Genomic DNA, 26,292 nt, shown 5'->3' on the forward strand with positions numbered 1-26,292 from the left:
TCGTGCGCTTCGAATGGGACGACCGGAGGACCGAGAGCAACCTGAAGAAGCACGGCATCGACTTCGACACAGCGGTGCTCGTTTTTCTTGATCCGTGGTTCGTGATGGAAGCGGATTGGGCTGAAGACGGCGAGACACGCTGGCGGACGATCGGCGAGGTAGAGGGCGAGGCGCTTCTGCTGGTCGTTCATCTACTCGGCGATGATGAAGATGGAGTTGAGCTGGTTCGCATCATCTCAGCCCGCGATGCCACCCCGCAGGAGAGGAGACGGTATGAGAGTGGTTTATGAATTGAAGCCCGGCACGAAGATCACCGAGGAGCAGAGAAAGATGCTACGCGCTTTGAAGGATCGGCCCATCGACTTTTCGGACATTCCGGAACTGCCGCCCGATGCGTTCAAGGACGCTGTTCGCGGCAAGTTTTATCGGCCAGTGAAGCAGGCCGTCAGTCTACGCCTCGACGCGGATGTTCTTGCCTGGCTGAAGAGAGATGGCGAAGGTTACCAGACCCGCGTCAACCGGATGCTCCGGGAGCGAATGTTGGCGGAGTTGAAGCAAGTTTAGCCGGACATTTTGCATTCTGAACTCCACGCTTGTTCTCGAGGGCGGAAGTGGGATAGTTTGAAGCGTCCCTTCAATCTGTTCGACTTGGCTCACCGTGGAGATCGCCTTGGTTAAGTTGCTCGTAGTGTGTCCCCTGGTATTTGCGTTAGCAATGGGCGATCCTGCCCTCGCACAAGCTCCCTCACCATCCTCTGCTACACCCCCGGTAAAAACTGAGAAGGTTGCTGGCGTTCCGCCTGCTCCGAACACTCTGCTGGATGGCACGGCGGTGAAGCTCAGGCTGGCGGAGACGATCTCGTCGGCACACGCGAAGACCGGCCAGGAGATTCCGTTTGAGGTTACGGAAGATGTGCTGGTTCAGGGCGTCATCGTGCTGCCCAAGGGAGCGCAGGCCGTGGCCACCGTCACCGAGGCCAGCACGAAGAAGAGCATGGGCCGGGGCGGCAAGCTGAACGTCAATGTCGACTCCGCCCGCCTCTCCGACGGCGAAAAGGTTCAACTGCGTGCGGTGCAGGACAACAAGGGCGGCGGCCATGTCGGCGCAATGACGGGAGCGATGGTGGCGACGGCGATCGTCTTCTTCCCCGCCGCCCCGCTGTTCCTGTTCATCCACGGCAAGGACATCACGATCCCGAAGGGGACCGAGGTGACGGCCTTTGTCGAAGGCGACATGAAGCTCGACATGGCGAAGTTCACGCCCGCTCCTGCGGCGTCGTCCACCGAGACGGCCACCGCCGCAGCCCCGGCTGCAGTCACCGTGGATGCCAGCGTTCCCAACTGCGATATTGAGGTCGATGGCAGCTTCATGGGCAACACGCCTTCGACGCTGAACCTTACCGCTGGCAAGCATGACATCGTCGTGAAAAAGACCGGGTATGCCGATTGGACTCGCAGCATGACGGTGGGGAGTGGGTCGGTTCACTTGAATGCGGAGATGGTGGCGAAGTAGTTCTTGCCACCAGCCAGCACAAGGTCGAAACGATCGGCGGCTAGCTAACTTCGCGCTGTCTTATTGATGTGCAGATGGTCAGCCAATATCCGAGCTCTTTCGCGGATTGATGCCGCATCATTCGTGCCCTGCTGTGACATCCTATCGAATTCGAGCAATTCAAAGTCAGCTTTGGATATATCGGATTCCGCTGCTCTACGATTGACTTCGAGCCTTTCGTAAAACTCCGAAATCTTGTTCCGCTGGAAAAGTTCAATAGTTTTCAGCTCGTCGGCAAGTTCGGCCGTTAAATATAGAACTGGAACTATAGCTTGAGACCGGAGAAGATAGTCACGATCAGTGAACACCGGACTAAGAACATTCAGAGTCTTAAGAACCTTCTTGAGCAGCCTATCCGTCCCGTTGTACTCTTCGCTCTTGGCTTTACGTACCATATCGTCGAGATATGGTTTTTTTGTGTCCAAAATTTTTCCGTATATCTCGCGGCTATATTCTAGAAACAGCAATCTGGCGGCCACTTCACGGTGTCTATAGCGAGAATCCGAAAACCGAACTTTGGCTAGAAAAAATGGATGCACGGCCACATCCTTTATAGCTTGACCCATCGGGCCACCAATCGCGCTCCGCTTCTCTGCAGCGTTTAGCGGCACGGCCTCATTAAGTCTTGAGAACATGTCCTCAATTAGGTCGATGTCTTCCGTTTCCACGCAGACAACAGGAATGCTGTATGAGTCGAACCGAATTTTTATCCGTGGAAATAAGTCGGCGATCTCTGTGTACGTGAGGCCGCCCAAAGCAGACTTGGGATCGGCAAAGTATATAAAGTCATCCGCTAACGCAAACTTTCCATCTATAAAACTCCAAATCGTCTCGAGCCGTTGACGCCCATCGATGATTGCGTAGTCGAATTTCCCGGCATCAGATGATTTTTGAGTCGGCGAGAGCGCGTGAAAGTATAGCTTCGGAATATCGTAATCATTAATTATGGAATCGATAAGCAGCTGTTTCTTTTCGAGGGTCCAGACGTCCCCATCTCGTTGATAGTCGGGCGCGGCATTAATGAAGGCACGCTCTGAATTGAGTCTCAGGATCGCGCTATTTGCCAACGGATATGTGCGTAAGGTGGACATCGCATCCTCTCAAACAATTGCGGTGATGCTACTCAGTTCCGGAAAGACCGAAAATTTTGTGATTCCTAGACGACGTAAATCTGCCCTAAGGTCTGCTTTTGCGACGCCTGGAATTAGGTAGCGCCAGATGTGATCGCGGGTATTCGGCTCTCCCACCTCGTCGATGTAAACATTGTCGCGATGTGTGATCGTAAAAACGCCTTGCTGGGCCTGCATTCTAGGGCTGTTTCGAGGAGCAATGGCAGCGACGGGATTTAAGCGCGAGCGTATCTCGCGCGAAATTGTACTCGGAAGATAGTTCTTTAGTTCTTCATCTTCAAAAGAAGGAATTTCATGCTCGAACGCCGGTCGGATATTACTCTTACTGTTGAGCACGGTTGGTAAAAGCATCCACAATACGGAATCTTCAGTAACGTCCTGTTCAACGGCAAAATAGAGCCCAACTAGCGGATTCTCAGACCAATCAAGCAGACGGGTGGAAAGACCGTGATGTTGCATTAAGAACAGCCAGTCAAACTCGTTGCCAGGGTGATGGGGCAAAAGAAGAGAGGCATGTTGTTTGAACCTATTAATAAGGTGGGTCTCCGACTCGGTCGCAGGGGGCCGAAGAAGTTTGGGCTCCAGGCGCCAGCCTACGCTGCGGTGGCCTCTGTACCAAACAGGGCCGCCGTACCCAGCCAAGTCGCGCCGTAGATTTGCAACGAGTTCGCCGATCGACGTCAGCGGCGATTCTGGATGTCTCAAGCGCATCTCCCCTGACAATTCAGTTATCGATAGTGCGACCATCCTATCGCAGTTCTGCAGAGTTCAATATTTGTCTTTTGAGCGAGAGAGTCGAGGAGTTCCAACCCTGGAGCTGCGAATGCTATCGATGTCGATGCGGCTGATTTGCCGAATTGATATCGGTCAGCCTTCAGAGTTCAATTCGCGGGCTATGTCGGCGACCGTGATTCCGCCAAGCCATTTGTGGCGGTCAGCGGTGTAGTCTCCCTTACCAGAGCGGTAGACGCGGAGGAAGCGGGCGAGGCCGTCTACACCGAGTTCGCGTCCCAGGATGGCGAGGGCGTGTTGTTGAAACTGCTCGTCGGTGAGTGCCTGAACCGGTGTCATAGCAAGCCTGTCTTTCGCGCCCAATCCAACGGATTCGCAACGTCGACTGTGGGCTGTCCGGCACGACGTAACGCTAGTTTACAGAATCTATCGTCGGTGGTAAGCAGAATGTCTGCCGAGACGTACTCTGCGGAAGCAAGATGAACCGCGTCGAAGGCACCATATCCTGATCGCTCGAACTCGTCCGCACGAAGACGGATAGGCGGAAGAAAGTCGATAAGTGATCCTGCCAGCGCCAGCATTTGCATTGAGTCGGAGCGTTTCTCAATGTCCGCGTTGCGACTGAGTTCGAGCCGAAGCGCCGTACTCGCAACCATCTCCGCGCTGCCGTCGGTGATGAGGCGAAATACCAATTCGACTGCCTTCGCCTCATCACTAACGCGCTGTTGTGTCAGGTCGTCCGTAAGACGGTTGATCGCGCAGGCATCGAAGTAGATTCGCATGATGGCCTGCTCAATCTAACCTGCAAGATACGTTACTGCAACAACGTTCCTTCTTCCGGCTGCACCTTTGCCTCTTCTGGTGGGATGACCACGGCAGCGGCTACCTTGTCCTGGGGTTCCAGGTCGAGGAGCTTGACGCCCATGGTGCTGCGGCCGGCGGCGCGGATGCTCTTGGTGTCGATGCGGATGATCTTGCCGAACTGGCTGATCACCATCAGTTCGCTGGTCTCGTCGACCAGGTTGATGCCCGTTACCTTGCCGTTCTTGGCCGAGGTCTTGACGTTGATGACGCCCTTGCCGCCGCGGCTTTGGAGGCGGTACTCGTCGACGTCGGTGCGCTTGCCGAAGCCGTTCTCGGTGACCGAGAGGATGAGGCAGGGGGTGAGGCCGAGCTGCTTGTCGAGCTTGTCGAGCTTGGCCTGCGCGGCGGCCGAGATGGTGACATCGGAGCCGAGGATCTCCTGGCCGGGCTTGGGAGCGAAAGCAGGTCCTCCCGCTTCGCGGAAGGAGGACAAGGGAGAAGAAGCGTCCGCTGAAGAGGGAGCCGAGGCGGGAAGGCCGGCTTCGGCGACTGCGGCGTTGAGAGCGTCGGCGAGGCCCTTCTGCTCGGCGAGTTCGCGGCGCTTGGCCTGGCGGCTGGCGTCCGATGGCGTGACCGCCGCGCCGACGACGTAGTCGCCCTTGCGGAGGTCGATACCCTTGTTGCCGTAGGCGGGCCGGCCCATGGGGCGAAGGTCCTGCTCGTTGAAGCGGATGGCCATGCCGTCGTGGGTGGCGAGGAAGATGACCTGCTGGCCGTCGGTGATGCGGGCGGTGATGAGCTCGTCGTCCTTATCGATGCCGATGGCGATGATGCCGCGGGCCATGACGTTTGAGAAGTCCTTGAGTGGTGTCTTCTTGACCGTACCGTTGCGCGTGGCAAAGAGGATGTTCTTGCCCTCTTCGGCGAGCTCGCGGACGGGAAGGATGGTGACGACTTTTTCGCCCGGCTGGAGGTCGATGAGCGAGGCCATCGCCTTGCCCTTGCCGGCGGCGGAGATGTCGGGGATCTCGTAGACCTTGAGCCAGTAGACGCGGCCGGTGTTGGTGAAGCAGAGCAGGTAGGCGTGGGTCGAGTCGACGATGAGCTGTGCGACGAAGTCTTCTTCGCGCGTCTTCATCCCCATCCGCCCGGTGCCGCCGCGGCGCTGCTGCCTATATATAGAGATGGGCGTGCGCTTGAGGTAGCCGGTGTTGGAGACGGTGACGGCGACCTGCTCGTCGGCGATGAGGTCTTCGAGCTGGAGCTCGGCGGTCTCGTCGATGATGACGGTGCGGCGGGCGTCGCCGTACTTGTCGCGGACCTCTTCGAGTTCCTTGACGATGACGGCGCGCAGCTTCGCTTGCGAGGCGAGGATCGACTCGAACTCGGCGATGTTCGCGCGGACTTCGGAGAGCTCCTTGAGGAGTTCGTCGATCGAGAGCTGGGTGAGGCGATAGAGCTGCAGTTCGAGGATGGCGTCGACCTGGCGGTAGCTGAGGATCAGCGTGCCGGTGACGGAGAAGGTCATGTCCACGCCGTACTTGGCTGGGTCGAGGGTTACGCCGGCGAGTTCGGTGCCGCGCAGATCGATCGTCTTGCCGCTGAAGTATTGGAACAGGCGCTCACGGGCTTCCGACCGGCTGCCCGACTGGCGGATGATGCGGATGACCTGGTCGAGGTGGTCGAGCGCGATCTGATAGCCGAGCAAGACATGCTCGCGCTCGCGGGCCTTGGCCAGCAGGAAGGCGGTGCGGCGGCGGACGACTTCGACGCGATGGTCGAGGAAGGCGCGGATGGCCTTGTCGAGTGGGAGTTCCTTCGGCTGGCCGTTGTGGACGGCCAGGAAGATCATCGAGAAGGACTCCTGCATCTGGGTGTGCTTGTGGAGCTGGTTGAGGACGATCTGGTGCTCGGCGCCGCGCTTGAGGCCGATGACGATGCGCATGCCGTCACGGTCGGACTCATCGCGGAACTCGTCGCGGGCGATGTCGGTGATGATGCCTTCGTTGACGAGCTCGGCGATGCGCTCGATGAGCTTCGACTTGTTGACCTGGTAGGGGATCTCGGTGACGATGATGGCCTGGCGACCGCCGGAGATGTTCTCGATGGCGCACTTGGCGCGCATCATGAAGCGGCCGCGACCGGTCCGGTAGGCGTTCGGGATATTGGTGCGGCCGAACAAGAAGCCGCCGGTGGGGAAGTCCGGGCCCATGACGTGCTCGAGGACCAGGTCGAGATCGCTGCGGTGATCCTGAGGCGACTTCGATAGCAGAGCGATGGCGGCGTTGACCACTTCCTTCAAATTATGCGGAGGAATGTTGGTCGCCATGCCGACGGCGATGCCGGACGAACCATTAATGATGAGGTTCGGGATGCGTGCCGGGAGGACGGACGGCTCCTGCGTGGACTCGTCGTAGTTGGGGACGAAGTCGACGGTGTCGGAGTCGATGTCCGCGAGCATCTCGCCGGCGATGCGGGTCAGGCGGGATTCGGTGTAACGCATGGCGGCCGGTGGGTCGCCGTCGACGGAGCCGAAGTTGCCCTGGCCGTCGATGATGGGGTAGCGGAGCGAGAAGTCCTGCGCCATGCGGACCATGGTGTCGTAGATGGCGGAGTCGCCGTGGGGGTGATAGTTACCCATGACGTGGCCGACGACCTTCGCGGACTTGGTGTACTTCTTGTTGAACTGGAGGCCCATCTCCTGCATGCCGTACAAGATACGGCGATGCACCGGCTTCAGGCCGTCGCGGACATCGGGCAGGGCGCGGCCGATGATGACCGACATCGAGTAGTCGAGATAGCTGCGGCGCATCTCGTCCTCGATGTTGATCGAGAGCATGAAGGCGGCGCCGCGACCTTTAACGGTGGAACCACCATCGTCAGGCGGGGAGCCTGCGGCGGGAGGAGCGTTCGATGCGGCGTCTTGTGGGTCGGGGAGTTTGTTCGGGTCTTCGGGAAACAGTTCGTCAGCCATAGTCACTCTCTATTATAGGTGGAGAAGGGGCTCCATATAGATGTTGGTTGGGTTTGGAGTTTAACCCTTCCGATCAAGGGTTGGCGTCAGACTCTTCAAAATCGGCACGAGGATATTATTTTTTGGAGAATCCGGCGGAGCGGCTCTCTGAAAACGGATGTGGCGACTTGGGCTCTCCTGCAACGATCGCGCCTTGCCCCACCTCTGGCCTACTGCGGTCCAGTGGTTCAGTGTCCCTCTGAACTTCGGGTCCGTTGAATTCAAGCTTCTGCAATGAGGCAGTTAGCGCCGGACGAAATCCCACCAATGACTTCCATATCCCTGAGAAGTGGGATTGTGCGTTGGACTCTAGTGAGGCAAAGGATCTCTGGTTCGCCTCGTCGGTATGGCCATGTAATTGCTCTCTACTTACCAAAAGCATTGAACCTCTCAGACAGAACTGTCCCCGCTTCCGGCCGGGCCAAATAACTTGCTTGACGAACTCCGACTCAGGCGATCTTCTTACCTTCTTTCAAGGAGCTTCACTAGATGTTGATTTCTCTCTCGTTTCTTCGGAAGGCCGTTTTCGCGGCAAGCCTAATGGGCGCTGCCGTCGTAGCCGCTCCGTTGGCCTACGCCCAGCAGAACAACGCGGTCAGCGGCGGATTGTCCGGTAGCGTAACGGACTCCACTGGCGCCGCCGTGCCGAATGCGCAGGTCACTCTCGCAGGCCCGCAAGGCACTTTGAATCTGGTCTCCGATGCGAAGGGGCAGTATGAGGCCCGTGGTTTGACTCCGGGCATGTACACGATGACCGTGAAGGCAGCCGGCTTCACGACATTCATCTCCAAAGATAACCAGGTCACCATCGACCACACCGCAACCCTGAACGCTTCTCTTGCGGTCGGCGATGCTGGAGTGACCGTTGAAGTAGAGGGTGGCGCGACCGCGATTGACGTCGAGAACAGCTCCGTCAACACGCAGCTCTCCGACACCTTTATCAAGGACCTGCCGCTCCCGCGTAACGTCTCGGGTGCGTTTTACGTTGCGCCGGGTGTCGTCAGCGGCGGCGGAACCGGTACGGCGAATCCTTCGATCGGCGGATCGAGCGGACTTGAGAACAACTACTCTGCTGACGGTGTCACCATCACCGACCAGGCGTACGGCGGTCTGGGTGTCTACACCCCGCAGTACGGCTCGCTCGGCACGGGCATCAACCAGACGTTCGTCAAGGAAGTAGACGTAAAGACTGCCGCCTTCGAGCCGAAGTATGGCCTGGGCGACGGCGGTATCGTCGAGATCGTGACTAAGTCGGGTACGAACAAGTACCATGGCTCGCTCGAAGGATACCTGCAGCCAGGCTGGGGATTTGCCAGCCGCAAGCAGCTCTATCAGTACAACTATGTGGTGAACACCCCGGCGCAGACCCTGTCGAGCCCTCAGTATGAGGGAGCCGCCACTTTCGGCGGATTCATCCTGCGCGACAAGGTCTTCTTCTTCGGCGCGTTCGACCCCACGCTGACCCAGGACATCAAACTTGCTGACCCCGCTGCCGTTCTGTACGCCGCTGGTCCGCATGCGCGGAGCACGACAGCCCTCAGCTGGTCGGGTAAGCTAACCTTCACTCCGTTTGCGAACACCGTGGTTGAGTTCTCGTCCTACGGCGATCCTTCGCGGCACAACGCCTCACCGAACACGGGCTCGCTTGGTGTTGACACCAGCTTCTCCGGTACCAGCATTGCCGCGGTCAGCGACTCATACAACTACGGTACCCGTAACTCCATCGCGCGCGTCAACTCCGTCCTCTATAAAGGACTGACCGGATTTGGAGCGTATGCGTATAGCACCGAGCATTTCAACGACTTTCCGCTGCAAAACCTCCCGTCGATCAGCGACCGGGTGACGCAGCCCTTCACCCCGTACGGTTTTGGAACCTACTACAAGACCAAGGACGCGAACTACACCCTGACTGGCGAACTGCAGGCGAACGGGAATTTCTTTGGTAAGCATACGGCGATGGTTGGATACTTCTATAACCACGTCGACTTCGCAAACTCCACGCTGCGAAGCGGCACCAGCTTTGCAATCCCTGGAACGAACGCGGACGGCACATCGATCACTTCCCTCTTCAGCAATGTGCCCGCCGCTGCGGTTGGCGCGCTCACCAACTCGACATACTACTTATTGCCTGTCTATCAAGCAGACGGAGTGACACCCTACGCCGCAGGAGCCTCCGGTTGCACCTACTGCGGCCACTACAAGAACACCGACGTTTATCTCCAGCAGGTTCGTGGAACCTACGGCGGTTCGGTGGTTGCAGCCTCCGACCGTTACAAGTCAGCCTACGGAAATGAGATCTATTCGCCGAACAAGTACGTCACCATCAATGGTGGCATTCGCTGGGAACAGCAGACCTACGGCGGATCGATACTGAAGTACAACTGGCGCGATAACTGGTCACCTCGTGTAGGCGCAAGCATCGATCCGTTCGGTAACCGTAAGAATAAGATCTTCTTCGCCTTCTCGAAGTATCAGAATCCGCTTCCGCTCGACGCGGCGATCCGTCAGCTCGGCAACGAGAAGGATGACACCAAGTTCATCTTCGCTCCGACCACCGATGCCAGCGGAAACGTGGTTACGGATACGACGGGTGCGGTCACCCCGAACACGTCTACCGTACTCAACGGCACTCAGAAGTCGACGATTGCCGGAGCTTTCGGTGCACCGAGCTTCTCATCCTCCACCGGTGAAGGCATCCTTCCCGGCACGAAGATGGAGTATGCGGACGAATACGTTCTGGGCGTAGAACACGAGCTCAAGCCCGGAATGATTATCAAGGCGCGCTACATCGACCGTCAGTTCGCTCGCATCGTGGAAGACAATGGTTCTCAGTCACCTGAGGGGTCGAATGTAGATGGCAGCTATGCCGGCGGCATCGCGAACATTACTGCCAGCTCCGATTTCTTCGTAAATGAGAACGAGGTCACTTACACGCCCGCGCAGTTTGCTGCTGCCAATGGCGGCCTGACTCCTGGACAGGTCAAAAAGGCGAACTATGTCGCCCCAGTAGCGGGTTGCACTGCGGCAAACGATACGTCGGTAGCGAATGGCGGCTTCTTCCAGCACTTCGATGGAACTCCGTTCAATGGTAGCTGCATCACGAATGCCGCTGCTGCCGGAGCACTTGGAGCTGACGGAAAGGCGGATGGTTTTGCTGATCCGCGTCGCCACTACCAGGGCCTGGAACTCGAGTTCGACAAGAGCTTCAGCCACCACTGGCAGGCGATCGTCAACTACCGGTATGCCAAGCTCTGGGGTAACTACGAGGGCTTCTACCGCAACGACAACGGCCAGTCCGACCCTGGTATTAGCTCGCTCTTTGACTTCACTCAGGGTGCCATTGGTATCCTCGGTGACCAGTTCAAACGTGGATATCTGAACGAAGACCGTGCCAACGTAGCCAACGCCCTCGTGAGCTACACGATCGGCAAGGACACTCCTTACGTCAGCAAGCTGAATGGTGTTACCGTCGGTACCTGGCTTCATGGCCTCTCCGGAACCCCGCTCAGCGCGTACGCCAGCCACCCGATCTACACCGACGTTGGAGAAGTTCCGGTCGGCGGTCGTGGCACGCTGGGACGCACGCCGGTCAATCTGTACGACGATGTCAGCATCTCGGACAGCATGAACTTCATGGAGAAGTACACGGTCAAGGTCGGCTTCGATGGCTTCAACATCTTCAACAGCCAGCCACTGGTCACCAAGAGCCAGAACCTGGATACTGCTCCTGGTTCTCCAAATGCCGACTACGGCAAGCCAACCGCGTTCCTGGTTCCCTTCCATGCACGCTTCAACATCGTGCTGAGCTTCTAACCGGAAACCAGCGTCGTAACTGATCACTTAGTAAAATGGACAGAGGGGAGCGATGCTCTCCTCTGTCTTTTTTGTGAGGTACCCCGCCGTGCACCGCTTCCGTTTCGTTTCCGCTCTGATCCTTTGCTGCTCGTGGCTGGTTCCAGTGCCATCGCTTCATGCTGTCAGTCCGAAGCAGTTGCCGCCGTACTTCCGGCAATGGATCGAGGAGGATGTTCCGTACATCATCACGCAGGAGGAGCGGCGCGAGTTCCTTAAGCTCCAGTCAGATGGTGAGCGAGAGCACTTCATCGAGCTGTTTTGGGAGAGCCGGAACCCGACCCCGCACAGCTCGATCAACACCTTTAAGGAAGAGCACTACCGGCGGCTGGCTTACGCCCGCGCAAACTTCGGGGATGACCGCTACAACGATGGATGGCGGACCGACATGGGACGCGTCTACATCACGCTGGGGCCGCCGCAGCAGAAGTCCAACTTCCATCAGGGGATCAGCACGCGGCCGGTGGAGATCTGGTTCTACTACGCCAATACACCGGCTTTGCCGCCTACCTTCAACGTCGTTTTTTACAAACCCAGCGAGGTGGAGGACTACAAGCTCTATTCGCCACGAAGCGACGGGCCGTCGAAGATCGTGACCAACGACCCGCATGACGATGCCAAGGCGCTGCACACAATCGATCAGTCCATGGGAGCAGAGGCGACACATGCGATGGTAAGCCTGATCCCAAGTGAACCGATCAACATCGATCATCCGGATCCTTCGATGGAGTCCGACATCCTGCTGTCGATGATCCGCAGCCTGCCGGACCAGAAGCTGGAGCGGCAGCGGATCGAGCGGCAACGTGAGGCGTCGCGCGAGGTCGTAACCAGCCGCATCTTCACCGGATTCAACGCGACGGAGCTTCAGACGGCAGTTCTCCGCGACAGCCGCGGGCTGAGTTCGGTGCACTACCTTGTGCGCAAGGAGCAGCCCGATGGCGGACTGATCGGTGTCCTTCCAGATAAGCAAACCGGCTACGCGATGACCCTCGAGACGCATGTTCTGACGGAGGGCGGCAAGGCGGTGTATCAGAGGAGCGATCACCTGACTGGAGTCACATCTGCCGCCGGTACGGCCGCGGGAAAGGCCAAGCTGTTTGCGGCGGAGGGCCGGCTTCCGCTGGTCCCGGGCAGCTATGTCATCGAGACGATCCTGACGAACGAGATCTCGCGTGAATCGTTCCGCGCCTCTCAGCATGTTGTCGTTCCTGTGCCTCAGCCGGACAGTCTTGGCGTCTCCGGTCTGATCGTCTACCAGGGCCATGCGCTCCAGACGACGAGGGACCAGTTGCCCTTCACGCTGGCAGGGCTGCGCTTTCCGCCGCGAGGAGAGCAGTTGATCGAGTTGCACCAGGGCGACAAGCTTCCGCTGGTCTATCAGCTTTGGCTTCCCCGGCCAGCTCAGACGGCGTCCGGCCCGAAACCTGAAGCCGCTCCTCGCTTGATCAAGGTGCACTACACGCTGGGATCGATTGCACTGTCGTCAGGAGATCCGAGCCGGATTGAGGAAGATCAGGATGTTTCGACTGCCGATGCCGACGCCGTGGGGAATCTGGTGTCGGGTTACGCGGTGGACACATCGAACCTGCGTGAGGGAACGTACAGGCTGGTGCTTCGCGCGATCGACCCTGCATTTCCGCGGGCTGCTGTGGCATCGATGACGGTGAGAGTCGTTGCGTCTACGGTGCCGGTCGATGTCTGGACCGCCTTCGGCGATGAGAAGCTGCATCCCGAGTGGCAGGACGACATGCTGCGGGGCATTGCGGCTGAAGCGCTCGAGCACCCCGAGGAGGCGACCGGCTACTACCGGCGCGTTCTGGCGGCGAAGCCGGATGCACCCGATGCGCAGAGTCATCTGGATGCCTTGATCAAGAGGAGTGAACGGAAGTCCCCCGGCGAATAGAGGGCAGTCGACAGCGATGCGCGAACGACCTCATCAAATGGGGACGATAGAGCCCTGGGGGAGATTGAGGTTCTCGATCTCTCCTGCGCTTCGGTGAGGCAGAAAAATGGTGGCGACAGTTCCACGGTGGGCGATCTCTTCGCTGCTGCGAACGCGGAGATAGCCTCCGTGGCGTTCAATGATGCCCTGGGAGATCCAGAGGCCGAGCCCGGTGCCGTTCAGGGCCTTCGTTGTATAAAAAGGCTCGAAGATTCGATCAAGGACTGCCTTGGACATGCCGTGACCGGTATCGGCGATCGCAATAAGAATTCCCGGTCGCCCTTCCGGGTATCCTGTCGAGTAGCTCGTTGCGTCGTTCGCCCTTACGATTAACCTGCCACCGAGACGCATCGCATCGATTGAATTGGCAATGAGATTGGTTAGCACCTGACGGATGTCGTTTTCGAAGCAGAGGACCGGCTTCGTGGTGCGATAGCTTGCGTCGATGGCGATGTTGGAGTTGACGAGTCGGCCGCGATAGAGATTCAAGACGGTACTCACCAGCGCCTCTGCGGTTACAGAGGTGGCGCTCACAGCCTGGCGATGGAAGCGCAGGGCCTGCTTGGCGATCTCGGAGATTCGCGCAAGTTCGCTCTGGGCCATTTCGACGTATTGGACCGCTGTTAGCGGTAACTCCGGTTCGTGCGCGATCAGGTAGAGCAGATTGGTCACGGCTTCGAGCGGGTTGTTGATCTCGTGCGAGATGGAGCTTGCGAGCCTGCCTACGGCGGCCAGCTTCTCGCTCTGGATCAGGGCAAGCTCGGCTTTCTTCTGGTTTGTGATCTCGAGCGAGGCGGCGGTGATGGCGCGTACTGTGCCGTCTGAATTGAAGACGGGGAAGTAGTTGACGTTCCAGTAGCGGTGTTCTTCAGGCCGCGCGGCAGTTGCGCCTTCAATAAGCGCGTTTCGGATCGGTTTGCCCCGGGCGACCTGCTGGAACATTTCATTCAACCCGGGAATGGGAGCGATCTCGGTCACGCTTCGGCCAAGGATCTCGTCTGCGGGCAGGCCAACGGTCTGAGCCTGGCGATCGTTGAGCCGGAGGTAACGGAATTCGACGGGGTCGAAGAGTGCGAGGCCGATGGGAGCGGTGCGGTAGACGGTCTCGAGTTCGGCACGCTGGCGTTCGGTCTCAAGCTGCCTCAGATGGAGTTCGTCTGCGGCGGTCTTGCGATCGTGGATGTCTACCGCCACGCCTAGCCAGTTGACAATGATTCCTGCTCCGTCGCGAAGTGGCAGGGCACGAATCCACCACCAGCGGGCCTCGCGGGTCTTCCCGTTGATCAGGCGCGCTTCAATCTCGAGGGCCTCGCCCGAGAGGACGGAGCCTCGCCATGCCTCCAGCACCCTCGGCTGATCCACCGGGTCGTAGGCCCGCAGCCAGCCGGTTCCCGCGAGATCTTCCATGGCAAAGCTGAGATAGTCAAGGAACCCCTGATTGGCGTAGGTGACCTCTCCTTTAGGAGACCCGGCCCAGACGAACTGGGGACTTAGCTCGATGAGCACGCGATATCTTTCCTCGCCTGCGGCGAGCGCGTCTTCGTTCTGCTTGCGGTTGGAGACATCGATGGTCATGCCGCCAAGGCGGACAGGAGTGCCGTCGAGGACAACGGCCTGGGAACGGGCCTCGAGCCAGCGTGTCTGACCCTGATCGTCGATGACACGGAAATCATTTACTACCAGGCCCCCTGATTCGACTGCCCGTCTAACGTCGGCAGAGACCTGTTCCTGATCTGCTGGATGGATGATCGCGCGAAAGGCGGCGGCGCTGTTGAGCTTGGCGAGTGGATGACCATAGACCGGATAGGAGCCGACATCAAACTCCAGCTTGCCTGTGGCGAGTTCCAGGGTCCAGAATGCGATGCGTGCCGACTGCTGCACGAAGGTGATCACGTCGCGTTGCTGGCGAAAGACTTGGTCGAGCTCACGCTTTTCTGTGATGTCGCGAAAGTAGACTGCGATGCCGTCGTCGTACGGGCGGCACTGTATCGAGAACCAACGATTCAGCGGCTCCGGATAGAAGGACTCAAACTCGCTGGCGATGCCTTCGTCCATGCACCGGTGGTAGTAGAGGCCAAAGTCCGAGGAGATAGCGGCGGGGAACTCGTCCCAAATGTTTTTTCCCAGGAGGTCGTCCCGATAAAGGACCGTGGCTGCGCGTCCATTCAGGAAGGAAAACCTCCATTCGCGATCCAGGGTGAAGACGCAATCGGTGGTGACCTCGAGGACCTGGTTAAGGCGGCGGGCGGTCGTCTCGCGCAGTGCTTCAGCGCGTTTGCGGCTGGTAATGTCGCTGGAGAAGATGATAATGCCGTCTTCGAAAGGATGAGCGCTGACGCGGAACCAGATGTCGAGTGGCTCGGGGTAGTAGGCCTCGAACTCGGTGCTGATGCGCTGGTCCATTGCTGCGCGGTAGTTAGAGGCGAAGGGCTCGTCGTTGTTGCCGGGAAACCGCGTCCAGAGGTTCTCGCCGATGAGCGAGTCTGTCTGCAGGATCTTTAACGCGGCATCGTTGGCGAAGGTGCAGTTCCATTCGCGATCGATGCAGACGACAGAGTCCGTGATCGCCGCCATGACCTGTTCGAGCTTGCGCATCGATTCGTCGCGAGCCTGCTCCGCGCGCTTACGGCTGGTGACATCGCTGTAGTGCAGCGCAATGCCTTCTTCTATGGAGAAGATGTTGATGTCAAGCCAGACGTCGAATGGTTCATGGTAATAAACGATCAGCGCATCGTCGCCGCCATTCATGACGTCGCGGTACATTCGCTCGATGACAGTACCGACGGTCTCGGGATACAGCTGCCAATGGGTGCGGGAGTTTAGATCTTCCGGGCGGAGCCGGCTGATGCGCATCGCCGCTGGGTTGGCGTAGGTCACTCGCCACTCGCGGTCCATCATCAGTACGCCGTCGGAGAACCGCTCCAGCAGGGATGTCATCTGCACCTCCATGCGGGCGGACTTCGCGTCGGCAGAGTTCAATTCAAGTGATGCAGGATGTTTCTCCATCGATGCCAGAGCCCTTGTAGCCGGGGAATGTCAATATTCGCGCGAACATTGCCGTGTGGCGCTTCTCTATCGCTATCGTACCCAGCATAGACGAATTAGCAGGATTCTACGCTGGTGGCATGCCTTCGTTTGAAGCCTCGAGCCTACCGTTCTCCATGGCATCAACTCGTGCCTCCAACGCTGTGAGCGCGACTTCAAGAGCCTGAATCCGCCCCGCCAGGCGCTCGTCCTCGAACGACTCTCCGGAGGCAGAGGAGCGAGCGGAGGAGTATGGGATGCTCTGCGGCGGAGCGGCTGCGACGGGGCCGCCGAGCAGGTGCGCGTAGCGTGACTCCCGTGAGCCGGGTTGGCGGGCGAGCTGGACCACGAGCGGTGACGACTGATCCGAGGGGGTGTCCGGCGCGGAGCTAGCTCCTCGACTGGCCATGCGCTCCAGCGTGGATTGCACGGAACCAATGTCGTCGAAGGTGTACATGCGGTCGGAGCGGCCCCGAAGTTCGCCTGGAGTCTGCGGGCCACGCAGCAGCAGGAGGCAGAGGATCGCCGTCTCGTCACGGCGAAGGTTCAGTACGGTGCGGATGCGGTGCTCATACTTTGGCACGCGGGAATCACGAACCGGAGAGACAATTTCCATGTCTTCCAGCGAATGCACGGCCTGGCGGACTTCATCCTCGGTGAGGTCAAGTACCGGGTCCCGGCTCGAACGCTGGTTGCAGGCGGAGATCAGCGAGTTCAACGAGAGCGGATAGTTCTCCGGCGTCGTAATCTCTTTTTCGATGAGCGCGCCCAGAACGCGGAGCTGAATGGGATCGAGGGTCATAGCTTTAGGGTGCCACAAAGTGTCTTCACGCAGGACTGGTCGAGGGACGCAAAAGCCGCATGGGATTTGCCCATGCGGCTCTGTGTGACGTGGAACACTTACTTTACGGAGTGGAAGTACTTGGCGACGGTGCGGACAAAGGCCTTCGCTCCCGTGGGAACGATGACTGCACCATGCAGGATGTCTGCGAAGGGTTTGGCGGTTCCACCATAGAAGACGTTGGTGTCGTCGGTGTTCTGCGAGACGACCGCACCGTTGAGGTCGATGCCCGCGAACAGGCCTTTCGAACGCGAGTAGGTGAGAAGTTCCGCGTTCAGCTTCAGGTCGGTTGCAGCGGAGGCGTTGCGGCCAACCGGGCCGGCAGCGGCAGCGGCGTCAGCGCCGAGTTTGAACTTGCTCTGGAGAAGGTCTTGGAAGCCCTTGTCGTTAACCGCGACGAGGACGAGGTCAGTCGCCTGGCCGCCGATCTGGAAGCCTACGCTGCCGCCTGCGAGGCGGATGAAGACCGGAGCGCTCCAGCCCTTGGGCGTGCGGCAGGTAACGACGCCCTGGCCGTACGATCCGCCGACGATGAAGGCGGCCTTCTTGACGCTGGGAATGACGGCGATGCAGGTCGCCTTGCTGACGATGTAGTCAGGAACTCCGCCATCGGGAGTTGCTTCAATCTCATGAACCACTTGCGTCGCGGCCGCGAGACGGGTGTTCAGATCGGACAGATTGGATTCAGCGTGAATCGGCATCGTGGCTACCGATGCCACAGCGAGCGTGGTTGCCCACAAGATGGTTTTCATAGATCTCCTGTCGAATCAGCCTGCGGACATCCCATTGAGAAAGAATGTCTGGCAGGCTACACACCATAGGATGCGCCGTACGCTCCAGCTTCACGAAGGTATTTTGCCCGCCCACCGTAAATTGACGAAAACGGCGCAAGTCGGCATTCGGGAATCAGGGGACAAAAGTGTTACATACGCCCAGTCCAACCGCCGTTCATGCTGCTGTAAACTGAAGAGAGTGAATGGCGATTCCGATTTGCCATTTGTGAACTTCAATTTCGGAGCCTGCCGATGCGTTTTGCAACACGGATGTTTGTGGTGGCGGTGGCCACAGTTTTTGCGTTGGGCGTAGCTAGCAACAGCGCGCAGTCGCAGTCGGCTGACCTGCCAGCGGTCGTACCTTCGATAGACGCTCCGATGAGCTCGACTCTGGCAGGCAAGGTCTATAGCCTGCACCTCCACCATCTGCATACGGGCGAGAGCCTGGACGTGGTCTACCGCATCGGCGACACCTACATCCCGGAAGCGATTGCGCAGTTGAACCACTTCCTGCGCGACCATCGCACGGACGACGCCAGCCACTACGATCCGAAGGAGTTCGACCTGCTGCATGGCATCATGGCGCGACTGGGCAAGCCGAATGGGATTATCGACATTGTCTGCGGCTACCGCACACCTTGGAGCAATGCATTCCTGCGCCGTGGGACGGCAGCGAGCGGAGTTGCCGAGCACAGCCAGCATATGGAGGCCAAGGCCATCGACATTCGCGTGCCGGGAGTGCAGACGGCGAAGCTGCGGGATACGGCGGAGTCATTTGAGGCGGGCGGCGTGGGGTATTATCCGGTGTCGCAGTTTGTGCATGTGGATGTGGGGCCGGTGAGGACGTGGTCTTTTGGCGAAACGCACAGCCGGACTCGCTTGCGGACTGCAGCGGTGCACCGCCACGGGCACGGACGGCGGGCTGTGATTCATCATTACGGCAACTAGGATTCAGTTTAAGACATGTAAAAGCCCTGTTTCAGAAAACCCAGTATGCTTGGCGCTGAGGCTCGATGACAACACGGCGCAGCTTCCTGAAGTCTTTGCCGCTATCGGGCTACGGCCTGGCGCTGGACGCTGCCTCGGCGTCGATACCTGAGAGCGATGCTGAGAGTCATGAAGAGCGACTCAAGCTTTCGCCAGAACCTTCATCTCCTTTTCGTCCGCTGGATGAGATCCGTGTCGACTCGGTGGCGATGGGGCGGCTCGAGGTCTGTGATGGCGATCATCAGGTTTACTTTCGAGCCGCCGCTGCGAGGTCGTTTCAGTTTGCGACTGCCGGGGCGTTGGGGACGCACAGCGTCTCTCTGATCGATACCGATGGTCGCGTGCTCGCGAGGCGCTTGTTCCACCTCGACTGCCAGACGCAGATTGAAGATGAAGGCGGCGAGTTCAAGCGCCTGCTGAAGGATCTCGAGTGGACGATGTTCAGCGATGGTCCCGTCAGCGCCGTTCGTAATGTCGACTCGGTTTACACCGGCTTCAACACATGGGTGATGGACAACACGAACACCATGAAGGGCATGCGCTATTTCTGGCCCGAGGTGAAGTCGAGCGTCGATTTCTATGTGGCGAATCAGCGCGAAGACGGAATGGTGTGGGAGAACTTCGAATCCTGCACGCCCGCTGAGACTGACTGGGAGCGCCGATTCGGCTACGGTGGCTTTGTTCGGCGCATTGAAGATGACCGCTTGCTCCTACGCCGAGCACCGGTTGAGAATCACGTTGAAGCGTATCTGATCGAGAGCATCCACACCGCGTGGAAGACCACGGGAGATACGCCGTGGATGAGCTCCAGGCTCGATGCGGCGATTCGTGCGGTGCATTATTCGACCTCTGACCCTTATCGGTGGTCCGAAAGATTCAAGCTACTGAAGCGTGGCTTCACTGTCGACACCTGGGACTTTCTTTGCGCCAGCGAGAGCAATCTAGTTGGTGGCGATCCGATGGTTATCGATTTAACTAAGACGCATTTCGGGATTTTCTTTGGCGACAACACGCACCTCATCAGCGGATTGCGGAAGCTGGCGGAGATGCTCCACGCTGCAGACCGTGAGAGTGAAGCATTGGGGTTTCTCGCTCTCGCTGCGGAGCTTGAGGAACGGTTGAACGCGCTTTGCTGGAACGGTGAGTTCTTTACCCATTGGGTTCCCGAAGATGCGACGTTGAAGCTAGATCTCGGAGTGGATATTGCGCGCCAGGTCTCGCTTTCGAACGCGTACAGCCTGAACTATGGCATGAGCGCGGAGAGATGTTCTGCCATCGTGCGGACCTATCAACGGATTCGGAAGGAGATGCCTTCGACTTCGCCAGGCGAGTTCTACCCGATCTATCCGCCGTTTGAGCGCGGGTTTGAGAGCGAAAATGCGAAGTGGGAGTACATGAACGGCGGTGTGATGTCCTGTGTGGCAGGGGAGCTTGCGTTGGGCGCATTCCAGCACGGCTTTGAGTCCTATGGATTAGATATCCTGCATCGCTATGCGACCCTGGCTCGGGCGAACCACGGCTTCGTTCCAGCGATACTGCGGGGTAAGTCGACGGAAGCGCCAGCGCGGACGTTCTCTCAAATCAATCTGCGCGATCTTGCAAACGCGGATACGGGAGCCGGAAGGCCCGGCGTGGTGGGCTGGATGGGTGAGCCGGAGAATGACCTGCGCAAAATGCCGCACGGCATGCAGAACTTTCGCGATGTACCTTTCGATTTGATCGATCCAGCGACCAACGCGCGGCGTGTCTGCATTGCTATCTCCAGCACAGAAGGATTTGCGCGGCATGTGAGTATCCCGATCAACGCTAGCGCTCGAAGTTTCTACCTGCTGCATACCAAGGGTGGCGACGATCTTGTAGGCAGTCTCACCTTACGTTATGCCGACGGAAGCTCGTCCACCGAGTACATCAGGGCAGGAGTGAACATAGGTCACTGGTGGGGACCGACCGATGGGCAGTTCGACGATCGTTCCGGGCCGGCGACCCCGGACCGGCTACAAGTCGCGTGGCGCGGCGCCAATCAGAAGTTCGGGAATGTTGGCGTATATGTTGCGGGCTTCTCGCATCCGCATCCAGAGAAGGCGATCGCCTCCATCGATCTCGATTGCCTGGAGACCGACGCGAAGTGGATGGTGCTCGGCCTGACGCTCTCCGATGCGGCGATGCATTTGCCTCCGTGGAACGATATCTCCTTCGGCATGCCCAATAACTGGGGTGCCGCTGCTCTAACGGCAGCGCTCATTGAAGGCCTGGCAGGCGTGCGGGACCAGGGAGCAGCGTTCAGCCACGTAGCCCTGACGCCCCGTTGGCTATCTTCGGGCGTAAATAACGCGACCGTCTCTGTGCGCTATCCGGCTTCGCGAGGTTATGTTCATTACCGGTATCGCTTTGATTCCTCCGCGCGACGGATAGAGGTCGCTTTTACCGGTTCGGCAAAGCGATTCGAGGTAGCTATTCCGCTGCCGCCGGGCATGGCTGCGAAGCTCACTGTGGTTGATGGCGAAGAACAGAGTCCGCAGTTCCAAACCTCTGGATCGTCAACGAAACTTGCCTTTATCGTGGAAGGCTTCGGTGCCCATACACTGGACCTCCATCTGACATGAAATGACTATTGGTCTTTATAACTAGAATCGTCATCTAGCGGAGGTCGGCGGCTATGGGTACATGGGGAGTGGCGCAGGCCAAGGCGCAGTTCAGTGAAGTGATCGGAAGGCCATGACCGAAGGCCCGCAGGAGGTCACCGAGGGCGGCAAGGACGCGGTCGTGATCGTGTCGAAGAAAGAGTGGCTTGAGCGGGCAGAGCCGAAGCAAAGCATGGCTGAGTTCTTGCTGAACTCTCCGCTGCGAGACTCAGATCTGGAGCTTCCGTCTCGGAAGTGGAAGACGAGGCCATTGAAGTTTTGAGCTTCCTGTTGGATACCGACGTCATCTCGCAGCTAGCGAAACAAGATCCGATCGCGAGCGTCATTGAATGGCTAGCTGGTTGCGGGGACGAAGCTGTTTACCTGAGCGTTGTGACCATCGAAGAGATACGCGAGGGCATTGAGATGATGCCGCTTAGGAAGAAGAGAAATCACCCGATCTCTGGTTAAGCGAAGGACTTCTGTCCGAGTACAAAGACCGCATCTTTCCGGTTAGCCCGGAGATAGCAGATGCGTGCGGGCGCATTCTTAGTGGTGCGGAGCGTAGAGGGTTTCATTCCGGAGTGAATGACGCGTATATCGCGGCAACGGCAAAGATGCATGGGGTAAAAGTGGCGACGCTGAACCGAAAGCACTTTGAGAAGTTGGGTGTGTAGTTCTGAAGGCGGCGTCGGTTGGAGCGGCAATCAGAATTCTACTTTGATTAGTTGGAAAGAGAGGTTGTGGCTTCCAATACCGTTCCCTTCGTCAAAACAACATCATCTCCCTTGCGAAATAGCCCAACAGGGTTAGTAGGAAGAGGGAACGTACAAGGCCCAAATATGATTTCGCCCTTTCCGCTGCCTGTCTCGACGGTCGCGGATTTCAGTTTGGCTTGACTGCCGTCGGTGCGATTCACGGTCTGGATAGTCAACACAAGTCGACCTTGGCGATGATTGTGCCCGCTTCGTCTGGCAGTAGTTACGATGGCGTGGGCCTGGGCTCCCGCAGCGATGATCGTCTTGCCGTCTTCTTGCACCGGCTCAAGAACTTCGAGCAGAACAGGTTGTCTGACTTTAGCGTTTGCGGAACTGACAGTTTCTGAAAGTCGCAGTTTGACGTGAATCGCCTTAATGAGGGGTATGGACTGAGCGATAGAGCATTGGGAAGATATAAGAAAAAGCAACAGCGCTAGCAGGTAGATTCGCGACCGCAAATTGCTAGGTTGCGATCCGGGCTCTGATTCATACATCGCGCGGGAAGTATCCCAGACGTCTCCATCGAAAGTCATACGCCATCTTAGATGTGAAGTAGGTGGTCGGCAATTATCCAAGTACAAAGGCCGCCATTGCTGGCGGCCTTTGTACTTGTTGCAGTAGTTCAAGGTTTTGCGCGAAGCGCGATTGGCGTACGCAGCACTAGTCGCCGGAGACGGTCTCTTCGATGTTCTGAACCACTTCGACCTTAGAAGCAACAGGGGCGGCTGGCTTGATCTCGCCGATGGAGATGAAGCCTGCGGGAGCGTCGGGCTCCTGCAGAATCTCCTTGCGGTAGAGCTTGGCCATGCGGGCGTTCTCGGCATCCTGCTTGATCTTCAGGTCGCGAGCGCGGATCTTCTCTTCGCGGGCGTTCTTGGCGATGCCGCTCTTGTCGAACGTATCGTTGGCCGCCGCGTTGACGTGCGCTTCGTTGATGACGAGATCGTACTTCGCTTCCTTCTCGAGACCGACCTTCTTACCGCCGGCGAAGATCTCATGACGGCCATGCTCCTCGTACCACTTGGTGAGGGTAGAGGTCATGTGCATCTTCTCGATGATATTGCGCCAGCCTACGCCGGTGTTGTACGCGCAGAAGCTGATCTCGCCTTCCTGCGTGGCGTAAGGAATGATGCACTGTTCGGTGCGGCGGAAGTCGTAGTTGAAGAGATCCTGGAACCACATGCCGGCGATGAAGAGGAAGTTCCAGCGATCGGCGCGGCGCATGTTGATGTCTTCCATCGTGCGGTCCGCCGTGACCTTGCCGTAGTTCTTGCCGGTCGCGCCGAAGCACTTGTCGAACTTCTGCAGCAGGTCCTTGATCTTGAAGTGGGTCGGAGCGTTTACCGGCTCGTAGTTGCGGAGCAGGGCAAGCGAGACACCGATGATCGAGAGCCACTTGCCGCGAGCTGCGTCGTTGATGCGGGCAACGTCCTTGGCGAGACGATCGGCATTGAGGAACGCGGTCACCGGAACGGCTTCCTTGGTCTCCTTGTCGATCATCAGCGCCATGCCGATACCGCAGTTCGGGTGGCAGCCGCAGGAGAGTTGGCCCCAGTCGTGGTTCGGTCCGTGGACGAGGTCGGCCCAGTCGGAGAAGGTCGACATGAAGGAGATCGGGAACCAGTCGCGGACGGGCTCGCCGAGGCCGGTCTGGTTCTTCACATCGTGCGCCATGTGCGAGAGCGTGTAGCGCTGTGCCTTGCGGCGCTCGTCGGAGATGTCTTCGTCGCGGCCGGTGAAGCTGACCGGCTGGAAGCTGAGGAAGTTGATCTTCTTCGGGTTGTCGAGCGCGAAGTTGATGATGTTGCCAACCTGCTCGTTGTTGATGCCGTTGATGATCGTCGTTACGGGAACGATGTCGACGCCGGCTTCGTGCAGGTTGTGGATGGCCTGGAGCTTCACGTCGAACGCGTTGCCGACCTTGCGGTGCGAGTTGGCAGCGTTGCCGATGCCGTCGAACTGGAGGTAAGCGTACCGGAGACCGGCTTCAGCGGCAGCCTTCGAGAACTCCTTGGACTTGGCGAATTCGATACCGTTGGTCGCGGCCTGCACGGAGGTGTAACCGACCTTGCGGGCGTAGGCAACAGCGTCGAGGAAGTAGGGGCTGAGCGTGGGCTCGCCACCCGAGAACTGGACCGACATCTGGCGCTTGGGCTTGATGGTGACCGCGTTGTCGAGCATGGTCTTGATCTCGTCCCACGTGAGTTCGTGGACGAAGCCGACCTGGTTGGCGTCCATGAAGCAGGGGTCGCACATCATGTTGCAACGGTTGGTCAGGTCGATGGTGAGAACCGAGCCGCGTCCGTGCGTCACGGTCGAGGTGCCGTGGTTGTGCAGCTTCTCGTCGTTGTGCGCCTTGATGTCGCGGCCGGGGAACACTTCCTCGAGGTGCTTGAAGAAGGCGGTGTCAATCGACATGACGTCTTCAAAGTGTCCGTGGATCGGGCAGTCCTTAACCATTAGGATCTGGCCATCGCGCTCGATGATCTGCGCCTTGATCTCGCCGACCTTCTCGTTGAGCAGGATCTCGTGGGGCAGCTTGCCGTCCACGATCTGCTGGCGGATCTCAGGGATGCACTTCGGGCAGAGAGAGTCGGTCGTGCGAGGCCAGCCGAGAGGCGGCTTCTCTTTCTGGTAGCTCTTGAGGAGGGGCTTGTCGCTCCACTTGGGGGTAAAGCTTGCGTTGGGGCTGATCGAGTTGAGCTTGTTGAAGACTGCCCAACCTCCTTTGGCTCCCAGAACGAGGGCCTTCTCCATCAATTTTGCTGGCTTCGCCATGTTTGTCTCTGTCTCCGTTTTGAATCTATATAGTGTGACGCTTGCGGCTCTGAAGTGACTGGCCCGGATCCTGCCGTGCTGTATCGGAGGCCTGTCATAACTGTAGGGCACTGATAATTGATGCGGGAGTGGGCAATGTGGTTCTTTCTATTGCATATGCACGCCAACCTACATCCTTTAGCCTACGTAGGCGCGGTGGCCATCGGAAGCAATTAAGGCTGGGCTGCAAGATTCTGCATTAAAAGGCGACAGACAGGGGTTGACCTGCAGATTCGATTTTGCTGGCCAAAAGGCACATGGCTGGGAATAGATGCCTTCGAGGCCGAAAGCGTTGAGGCTATTCGAGATGCGCCAAATGCAAGAGGTCAGGGAAGAACTCGCGCACTGCGTTGCTGAGAGCAGCTCCCGCGAACGAGCCTGCGAAGCCTTTGGCCGTCTCTTCCACGCCATGGTTCACGTCCGGGTAGTAGGCATTCTGGAGAATCGCCGTTGCGGCGTGACCGGCAAAGAGCGAGTAATTCGGTGCGTTGGCTCCGCTGTCAGTCTTGGTGATGAAGACGCGCGATACGGCGTAGGTTCCACGGACAAATGCGTTGTGGCTCTGGCCCCTGACATAGTAGCGGGGATCCTGATGAAAGACTGCGGGCATCAGGCCATCGGAGAAGATAGACTGCGATGCGTCGCGGATCGCGGCGGCACCGAGTCGCTGGCCGAAGGCTCCCTTGTCCGTGCCGAAGTTCGGGCTTCCGTTGGTCGCATGCTCATATCCGGCTGAGGACACGACGGCGATCAAAAAGTAGGGCGAGACGATCTGGTCAGCGCCGAAGACGAGTTTCGTCCCGAACCCGGTCAGAGGCTGCGCGCGCTGGCTGGGTTCAATGTACTTGTTGTAGAGCGGGGCGAGCGGCTTCGGAGTGAACCTGGGAGTCCGTGTGGGCGCTCCAGCAGGGTTTATTTCAGTAGAGCTCGACGAGATGCCTGCGGAGAGTTCGCCCTGAGGTTGTGGAGCGTCAGGGAGTTCTTCCGCAACCCCTGTCATGTATAGGTGAGACTGCGGTAGTTCCAGCGAGTTGGACTGCCCAAGTGCAACCGTGACCGCTGAGAGAGATAGGGCCGCCAGGCTGAGGCTCCATCGAGCTGCGGTCCGGGTCTTCCGGTATGCCGTATCGAGCAATGAATCTCCTTAGATAATTTCAATGGTAAGCCGCGTCAGTCCATAGAAACCAGTTGACGGGCAAGTCGGATAGAAGGGGAACCGGTTCCCGGCAGAAACTCTGTGAATTTTGGATTGCGTAGGCTGCTTACGCAGTCTGGCGACGACGTTTTGTAATCGCGTTCATTAGGATGCTGGCACGGTGTTTTTCGATGCTTTCGCTCAGCCGGGAAGGCAAAATGAAACCAGTTACATTGCAGAAATTCCAATTGGTATCGCTATCATAAAAAGTTGCTTGACAGCGAACCGCGAACAGGAATACGGTTCGGCCT

Annotated in this window: 21 protein-coding genes; 10 read left to right on the forward strand and 11 right to left on the reverse strand. The window is 58.4% G+C overall.

Features of this window, described 5'->3' with window-relative positions:
- Positions 1–2: 2 nt before the first annotated feature.
- The 3 genes from HDF16_RS15030 (at position 3) to HDF16_RS15040 (ending at position 1,513) form a co-directional block, all read left to right on the forward strand.
- Positions 3–290 (forward strand): BrnT family toxin, encoded by a 288-nt coding sequence (locus HDF16_RS15030; RefSeq protein ID WP_184218014.1) that lies wholly within the window; start codon positions 3–5, stop codon positions 288–290.
- On the forward strand, positions 274–564 hold the full coding sequence (locus tag HDF16_RS15035) for a BrnA antitoxin family protein (protein ID WP_184218016.1): 291 nt from the start codon (positions 274–276) through the stop codon (positions 562–564). The genes HDF16_RS15030 and HDF16_RS15035 overlap by 17 nt, the downstream gene beginning before the upstream one ends.
- Positions 565–670: 106 nt before the next feature.
- Positions 671–1,513 carry a PEGA domain-containing protein gene (locus tag HDF16_RS15040; protein ID WP_246409128.1) on the forward strand — a complete coding sequence of 281 codons (843 nt, stop codon included), beginning with the start codon at positions 671–673 and terminating at the stop codon, positions 1,511–1,513.
- A gap of 44 nt (positions 1,514–1,557) precedes the next feature.
- Here the strand turns inward: HDF16_RS15040 and HDF16_RS15045 are convergent, their stop codons facing one another.
- The 5 genes from HDF16_RS15045 to gyrA all read right to left on the reverse strand — a co-directional run bounded on the left by HDF16_RS15045 (position 1,558) and on the right by gyrA (position 7,192).
- Positions 1,558–2,643, reverse strand: a complete 1,086-nt coding sequence (locus HDF16_RS15045) for a DUF262 domain-containing protein (RefSeq protein WP_184218018.1) — start codon at positions 2,641–2,643, stop codon at positions 1,558–1,560.
- 9 nt (positions 2,644–2,652) lie between these two features.
- The gene (locus HDF16_RS15050) at positions 2,653–3,387 is read right to left on the reverse strand and encodes an FRG domain-containing protein (RefSeq protein WP_184218020.1); all 735 of its coding nucleotides are present in this window, start codon (positions 3,385–3,387) and stop codon (positions 2,653–2,655) included.
- Positions 3,388–3,549: 162 nt separating this feature from the next.
- Complete coding sequence (locus tag HDF16_RS15055; protein WP_184219294.1) at positions 3,550–3,753, reverse strand: hypothetical protein; 204 nt, start codon at positions 3,751–3,753, stop codon at positions 3,550–3,552.
- A complete protein-coding gene (locus HDF16_RS15060) occupies positions 3,750–4,196 on the reverse strand; it encodes a PIN domain-containing protein (protein WP_184218022.1) in 447 nt (148 codons plus the stop codon). The genes HDF16_RS15055 and HDF16_RS15060 overlap by 4 nt, the downstream gene beginning before the upstream one ends.
- 32 nt (positions 4,197–4,228) lie before the next feature.
- Positions 4,229–7,192, reverse strand: a complete 2,964-nt coding sequence (gene gyrA / locus HDF16_RS15065; RefSeq protein ID WP_184218024.1) for a DNA gyrase subunit A — start codon at positions 7,190–7,192, stop codon at positions 4,229–4,231.
- 528 nt (positions 7,193–7,720) lie between these two features.
- Between gyrA and HDF16_RS15070 the strand changes: the two genes are divergently transcribed.
- The gene (locus HDF16_RS15070; RefSeq protein ID WP_184218026.1) at positions 7,721–11,044 is read left to right on the forward strand and encodes a TonB-dependent receptor; all 3,324 of its coding nucleotides are present in this window, start codon (positions 7,721–7,723) and stop codon (positions 11,042–11,044) included.
- A 145-nt stretch (positions 11,045–11,189) separates the two neighbouring features.
- Positions 11,190–12,986 carry a GWxTD domain-containing protein gene (locus HDF16_RS15075; protein ID WP_184218028.1) on the forward strand — a complete coding sequence of 599 codons (1,797 nt, stop codon included), beginning with the start codon at positions 11,190–11,192 and terminating at the stop codon, positions 12,984–12,986.
- A gap of 33 nt (positions 12,987–13,019) precedes the next feature.
- Here HDF16_RS15075 and HDF16_RS15080 read toward each other — a convergent pair whose 3' ends face one another.
- From HDF16_RS15080 to HDF16_RS15090, 3 genes are all read right to left on the reverse strand, one after another.
- The gene (locus HDF16_RS15080) at positions 13,020–16,031 is read right to left on the reverse strand and encodes a PAS domain-containing protein (RefSeq protein WP_184218030.1); all 3,012 of its coding nucleotides are present in this window, start codon (positions 16,029–16,031) and stop codon (positions 13,020–13,022) included.
- A 106-nt stretch (positions 16,032–16,137) separates the two neighbouring features.
- On the reverse strand, positions 16,138–16,851 hold the full coding sequence (locus HDF16_RS15085) for a YceH family protein (RefSeq protein ID WP_184218032.1): 714 nt from the start codon (positions 16,849–16,851) through the stop codon (positions 16,138–16,140).
- A 98-nt stretch (positions 16,852–16,949) separates the two neighbouring features.
- Positions 16,950–17,642, reverse strand: a complete 693-nt coding sequence (locus HDF16_RS15090) for a lipid-binding SYLF domain-containing protein (protein WP_184218034.1) — start codon at positions 17,640–17,642, stop codon at positions 16,950–16,952.
- A gap of 273 nt (positions 17,643–17,915) precedes the next feature.
- Here HDF16_RS15090 and HDF16_RS15095 point away from each other — a divergent pair, with 273 nt between their 5' ends.
- The 5 genes from HDF16_RS15095 (at position 17,916) to HDF16_RS31860 (ending at position 21,948) form a co-directional block, all read left to right on the forward strand.
- Positions 17,916–18,611 (forward strand): DUF882 domain-containing protein, encoded by a 696-nt coding sequence (locus HDF16_RS15095; RefSeq protein WP_246409132.1) that lies wholly within the window; start codon positions 17,916–17,918, stop codon positions 18,609–18,611.
- 65 nt (positions 18,612–18,676) lie between these two features.
- Entirely contained in the window at positions 18,677–21,253 is a 2,577-nt protein-coding gene (locus HDF16_RS15100) for a hypothetical protein (protein ID WP_184218036.1), read from the forward strand.
- Positions 21,254–21,365: 112 nt separating this feature from the next.
- Positions 21,366–21,554: a hypothetical protein gene (locus HDF16_RS15105; RefSeq protein ID WP_221312780.1), complete on the forward strand. Its 189-nt coding sequence runs from the start codon at positions 21,366–21,368 to the stop codon at positions 21,552–21,554.
- The gene (locus HDF16_RS15110; RefSeq protein WP_184218038.1) at positions 21,527–21,742 is read left to right on the forward strand and encodes a hypothetical protein; all 216 of its coding nucleotides are present in this window, start codon (positions 21,527–21,529) and stop codon (positions 21,740–21,742) included. The genes HDF16_RS15105 and HDF16_RS15110 overlap by 28 nt, the downstream gene beginning before the upstream one ends.
- Positions 21,743–21,753: 11 nt before the next feature.
- Positions 21,754–21,948, forward strand: a complete 195-nt coding sequence (locus HDF16_RS31860) for a PIN domain-containing protein (protein ID WP_184219175.1) — start codon at positions 21,754–21,756, stop codon at positions 21,946–21,948.
- A 47-nt stretch (positions 21,949–21,995) separates the two neighbouring features.
- Here the strand turns inward: HDF16_RS31860 and HDF16_RS15120 are convergent, their stop codons facing one another.
- The 3 genes from HDF16_RS15120 to HDF16_RS15130 all read right to left on the reverse strand — a co-directional run bounded on the left by HDF16_RS15120 (position 21,996) and on the right by HDF16_RS15130 (position 25,981).
- Complete coding sequence (locus HDF16_RS15120) at positions 21,996–22,562, reverse strand: hypothetical protein (RefSeq protein ID WP_184218040.1); 567 nt, start codon at positions 22,560–22,562, stop codon at positions 21,996–21,998.
- A 127-nt stretch (positions 22,563–22,689) separates the two neighbouring features.
- Positions 22,690–24,807, reverse strand: a complete 2,118-nt coding sequence (locus tag HDF16_RS15125; RefSeq protein WP_184218042.1) for a radical SAM protein — start codon at positions 24,805–24,807, stop codon at positions 22,690–22,692.
- A 337-nt stretch (positions 24,808–25,144) separates the two neighbouring features.
- Positions 25,145–25,981 (reverse strand): hypothetical protein, encoded by an 837-nt coding sequence (locus HDF16_RS15130; RefSeq protein WP_184218044.1) that lies wholly within the window; start codon positions 25,979–25,981, stop codon positions 25,145–25,147.
- Between the last annotated feature and the right edge of the window lie 311 nt (positions 25,982–26,292).

Source organism: Granulicella aggregans (genome assembly GCF_014203275.1).
In the GTDB taxonomy this organism is placed as follows: Bacteria; Acidobacteriota; Terriglobia; order Terriglobales; family Acidobacteriaceae; genus Edaphobacter.

What these genes read in the sequence shown, in the direction of transcription:
- gyrA (WP_184218024.1), bottom strand. Translation starts at nt 7,192, where the DNA reads ATGGCTGACGAACTGTTTCCCGAAGACCCGAACAAACTCCCCGACCCA.
- HDF16_RS15055 (WP_184219294.1), bottom strand. Translation starts at nt 3,753, where the DNA reads ATGACACCGGTTCAGGCACTCACCGACGAGCAGTTTCAACAACACGCC.
- HDF16_RS15090 (WP_184218034.1), bottom strand. Translation starts at nt 17,642, where the DNA reads ATGAAAACCATCTTGTGGGCAACCACGCTCGCTGTGGCATCGGTAGCC.
- HDF16_RS15070 (WP_184218026.1), top strand. Translation starts at nt 7,721, where the DNA reads ATGTTGATTTCTCTCTCGTTTCTTCGGAAGGCCGTTTTCGCGGCAAGC.
- HDF16_RS15060 (WP_184218022.1), bottom strand. Translation starts at nt 4,196, where the DNA reads ATGCGAATCTACTTCGATGCCTGCGCGATCAACCGTCTTACGGACGAC.
- HDF16_RS15085 (WP_184218032.1), bottom strand. Translation starts at nt 16,851, where the DNA reads ATGACCCTCGATCCCATTCAGCTCCGCGTTCTGGGCGCGCTCATCGAA.
- HDF16_RS15100 (WP_184218036.1), top strand. Translation starts at nt 18,677, where the DNA reads ATGACAACACGGCGCAGCTTCCTGAAGTCTTTGCCGCTATCGGGCTAC.
- HDF16_RS15105 (WP_221312780.1), top strand. Translation starts at nt 21,366, where the DNA reads ATGACCGAAGGCCCGCAGGAGGTCACCGAGGGCGGCAAGGACGCGGTC.
- HDF16_RS15095 (WP_246409132.1), top strand. Translation starts at nt 17,916, where the DNA reads ATGCGTTTTGCAACACGGATGTTTGTGGTGGCGGTGGCCACAGTTTTT.
- HDF16_RS15035 (WP_184218016.1), top strand. Translation starts at nt 274, where the DNA reads ATGAGAGTGGTTTATGAATTGAAGCCCGGCACGAAGATCACCGAGGAG.
- HDF16_RS15125 (WP_184218042.1), bottom strand. Translation starts at nt 24,807, where the DNA reads ATGGCGAAGCCAGCAAAATTGATGGAGAAGGCCCTCGTTCTGGGAGCC.
- HDF16_RS15045 (WP_184218018.1), bottom strand. Translation starts at nt 2,643, where the DNA reads ATGTCCACCTTACGCACATATCCGTTGGCAAATAGCGCGATCCTGAGA.
- HDF16_RS15080 (WP_184218030.1), bottom strand. Translation starts at nt 16,031, where the DNA reads ATGGAGAAACATCCTGCATCACTTGAATTGAACTCTGCCGACGCGAAG.
- HDF16_RS15120 (WP_184218040.1), bottom strand. Translation starts at nt 22,562, where the DNA reads ATGACTTTCGATGGAGACGTCTGGGATACTTCCCGCGCGATGTATGAA.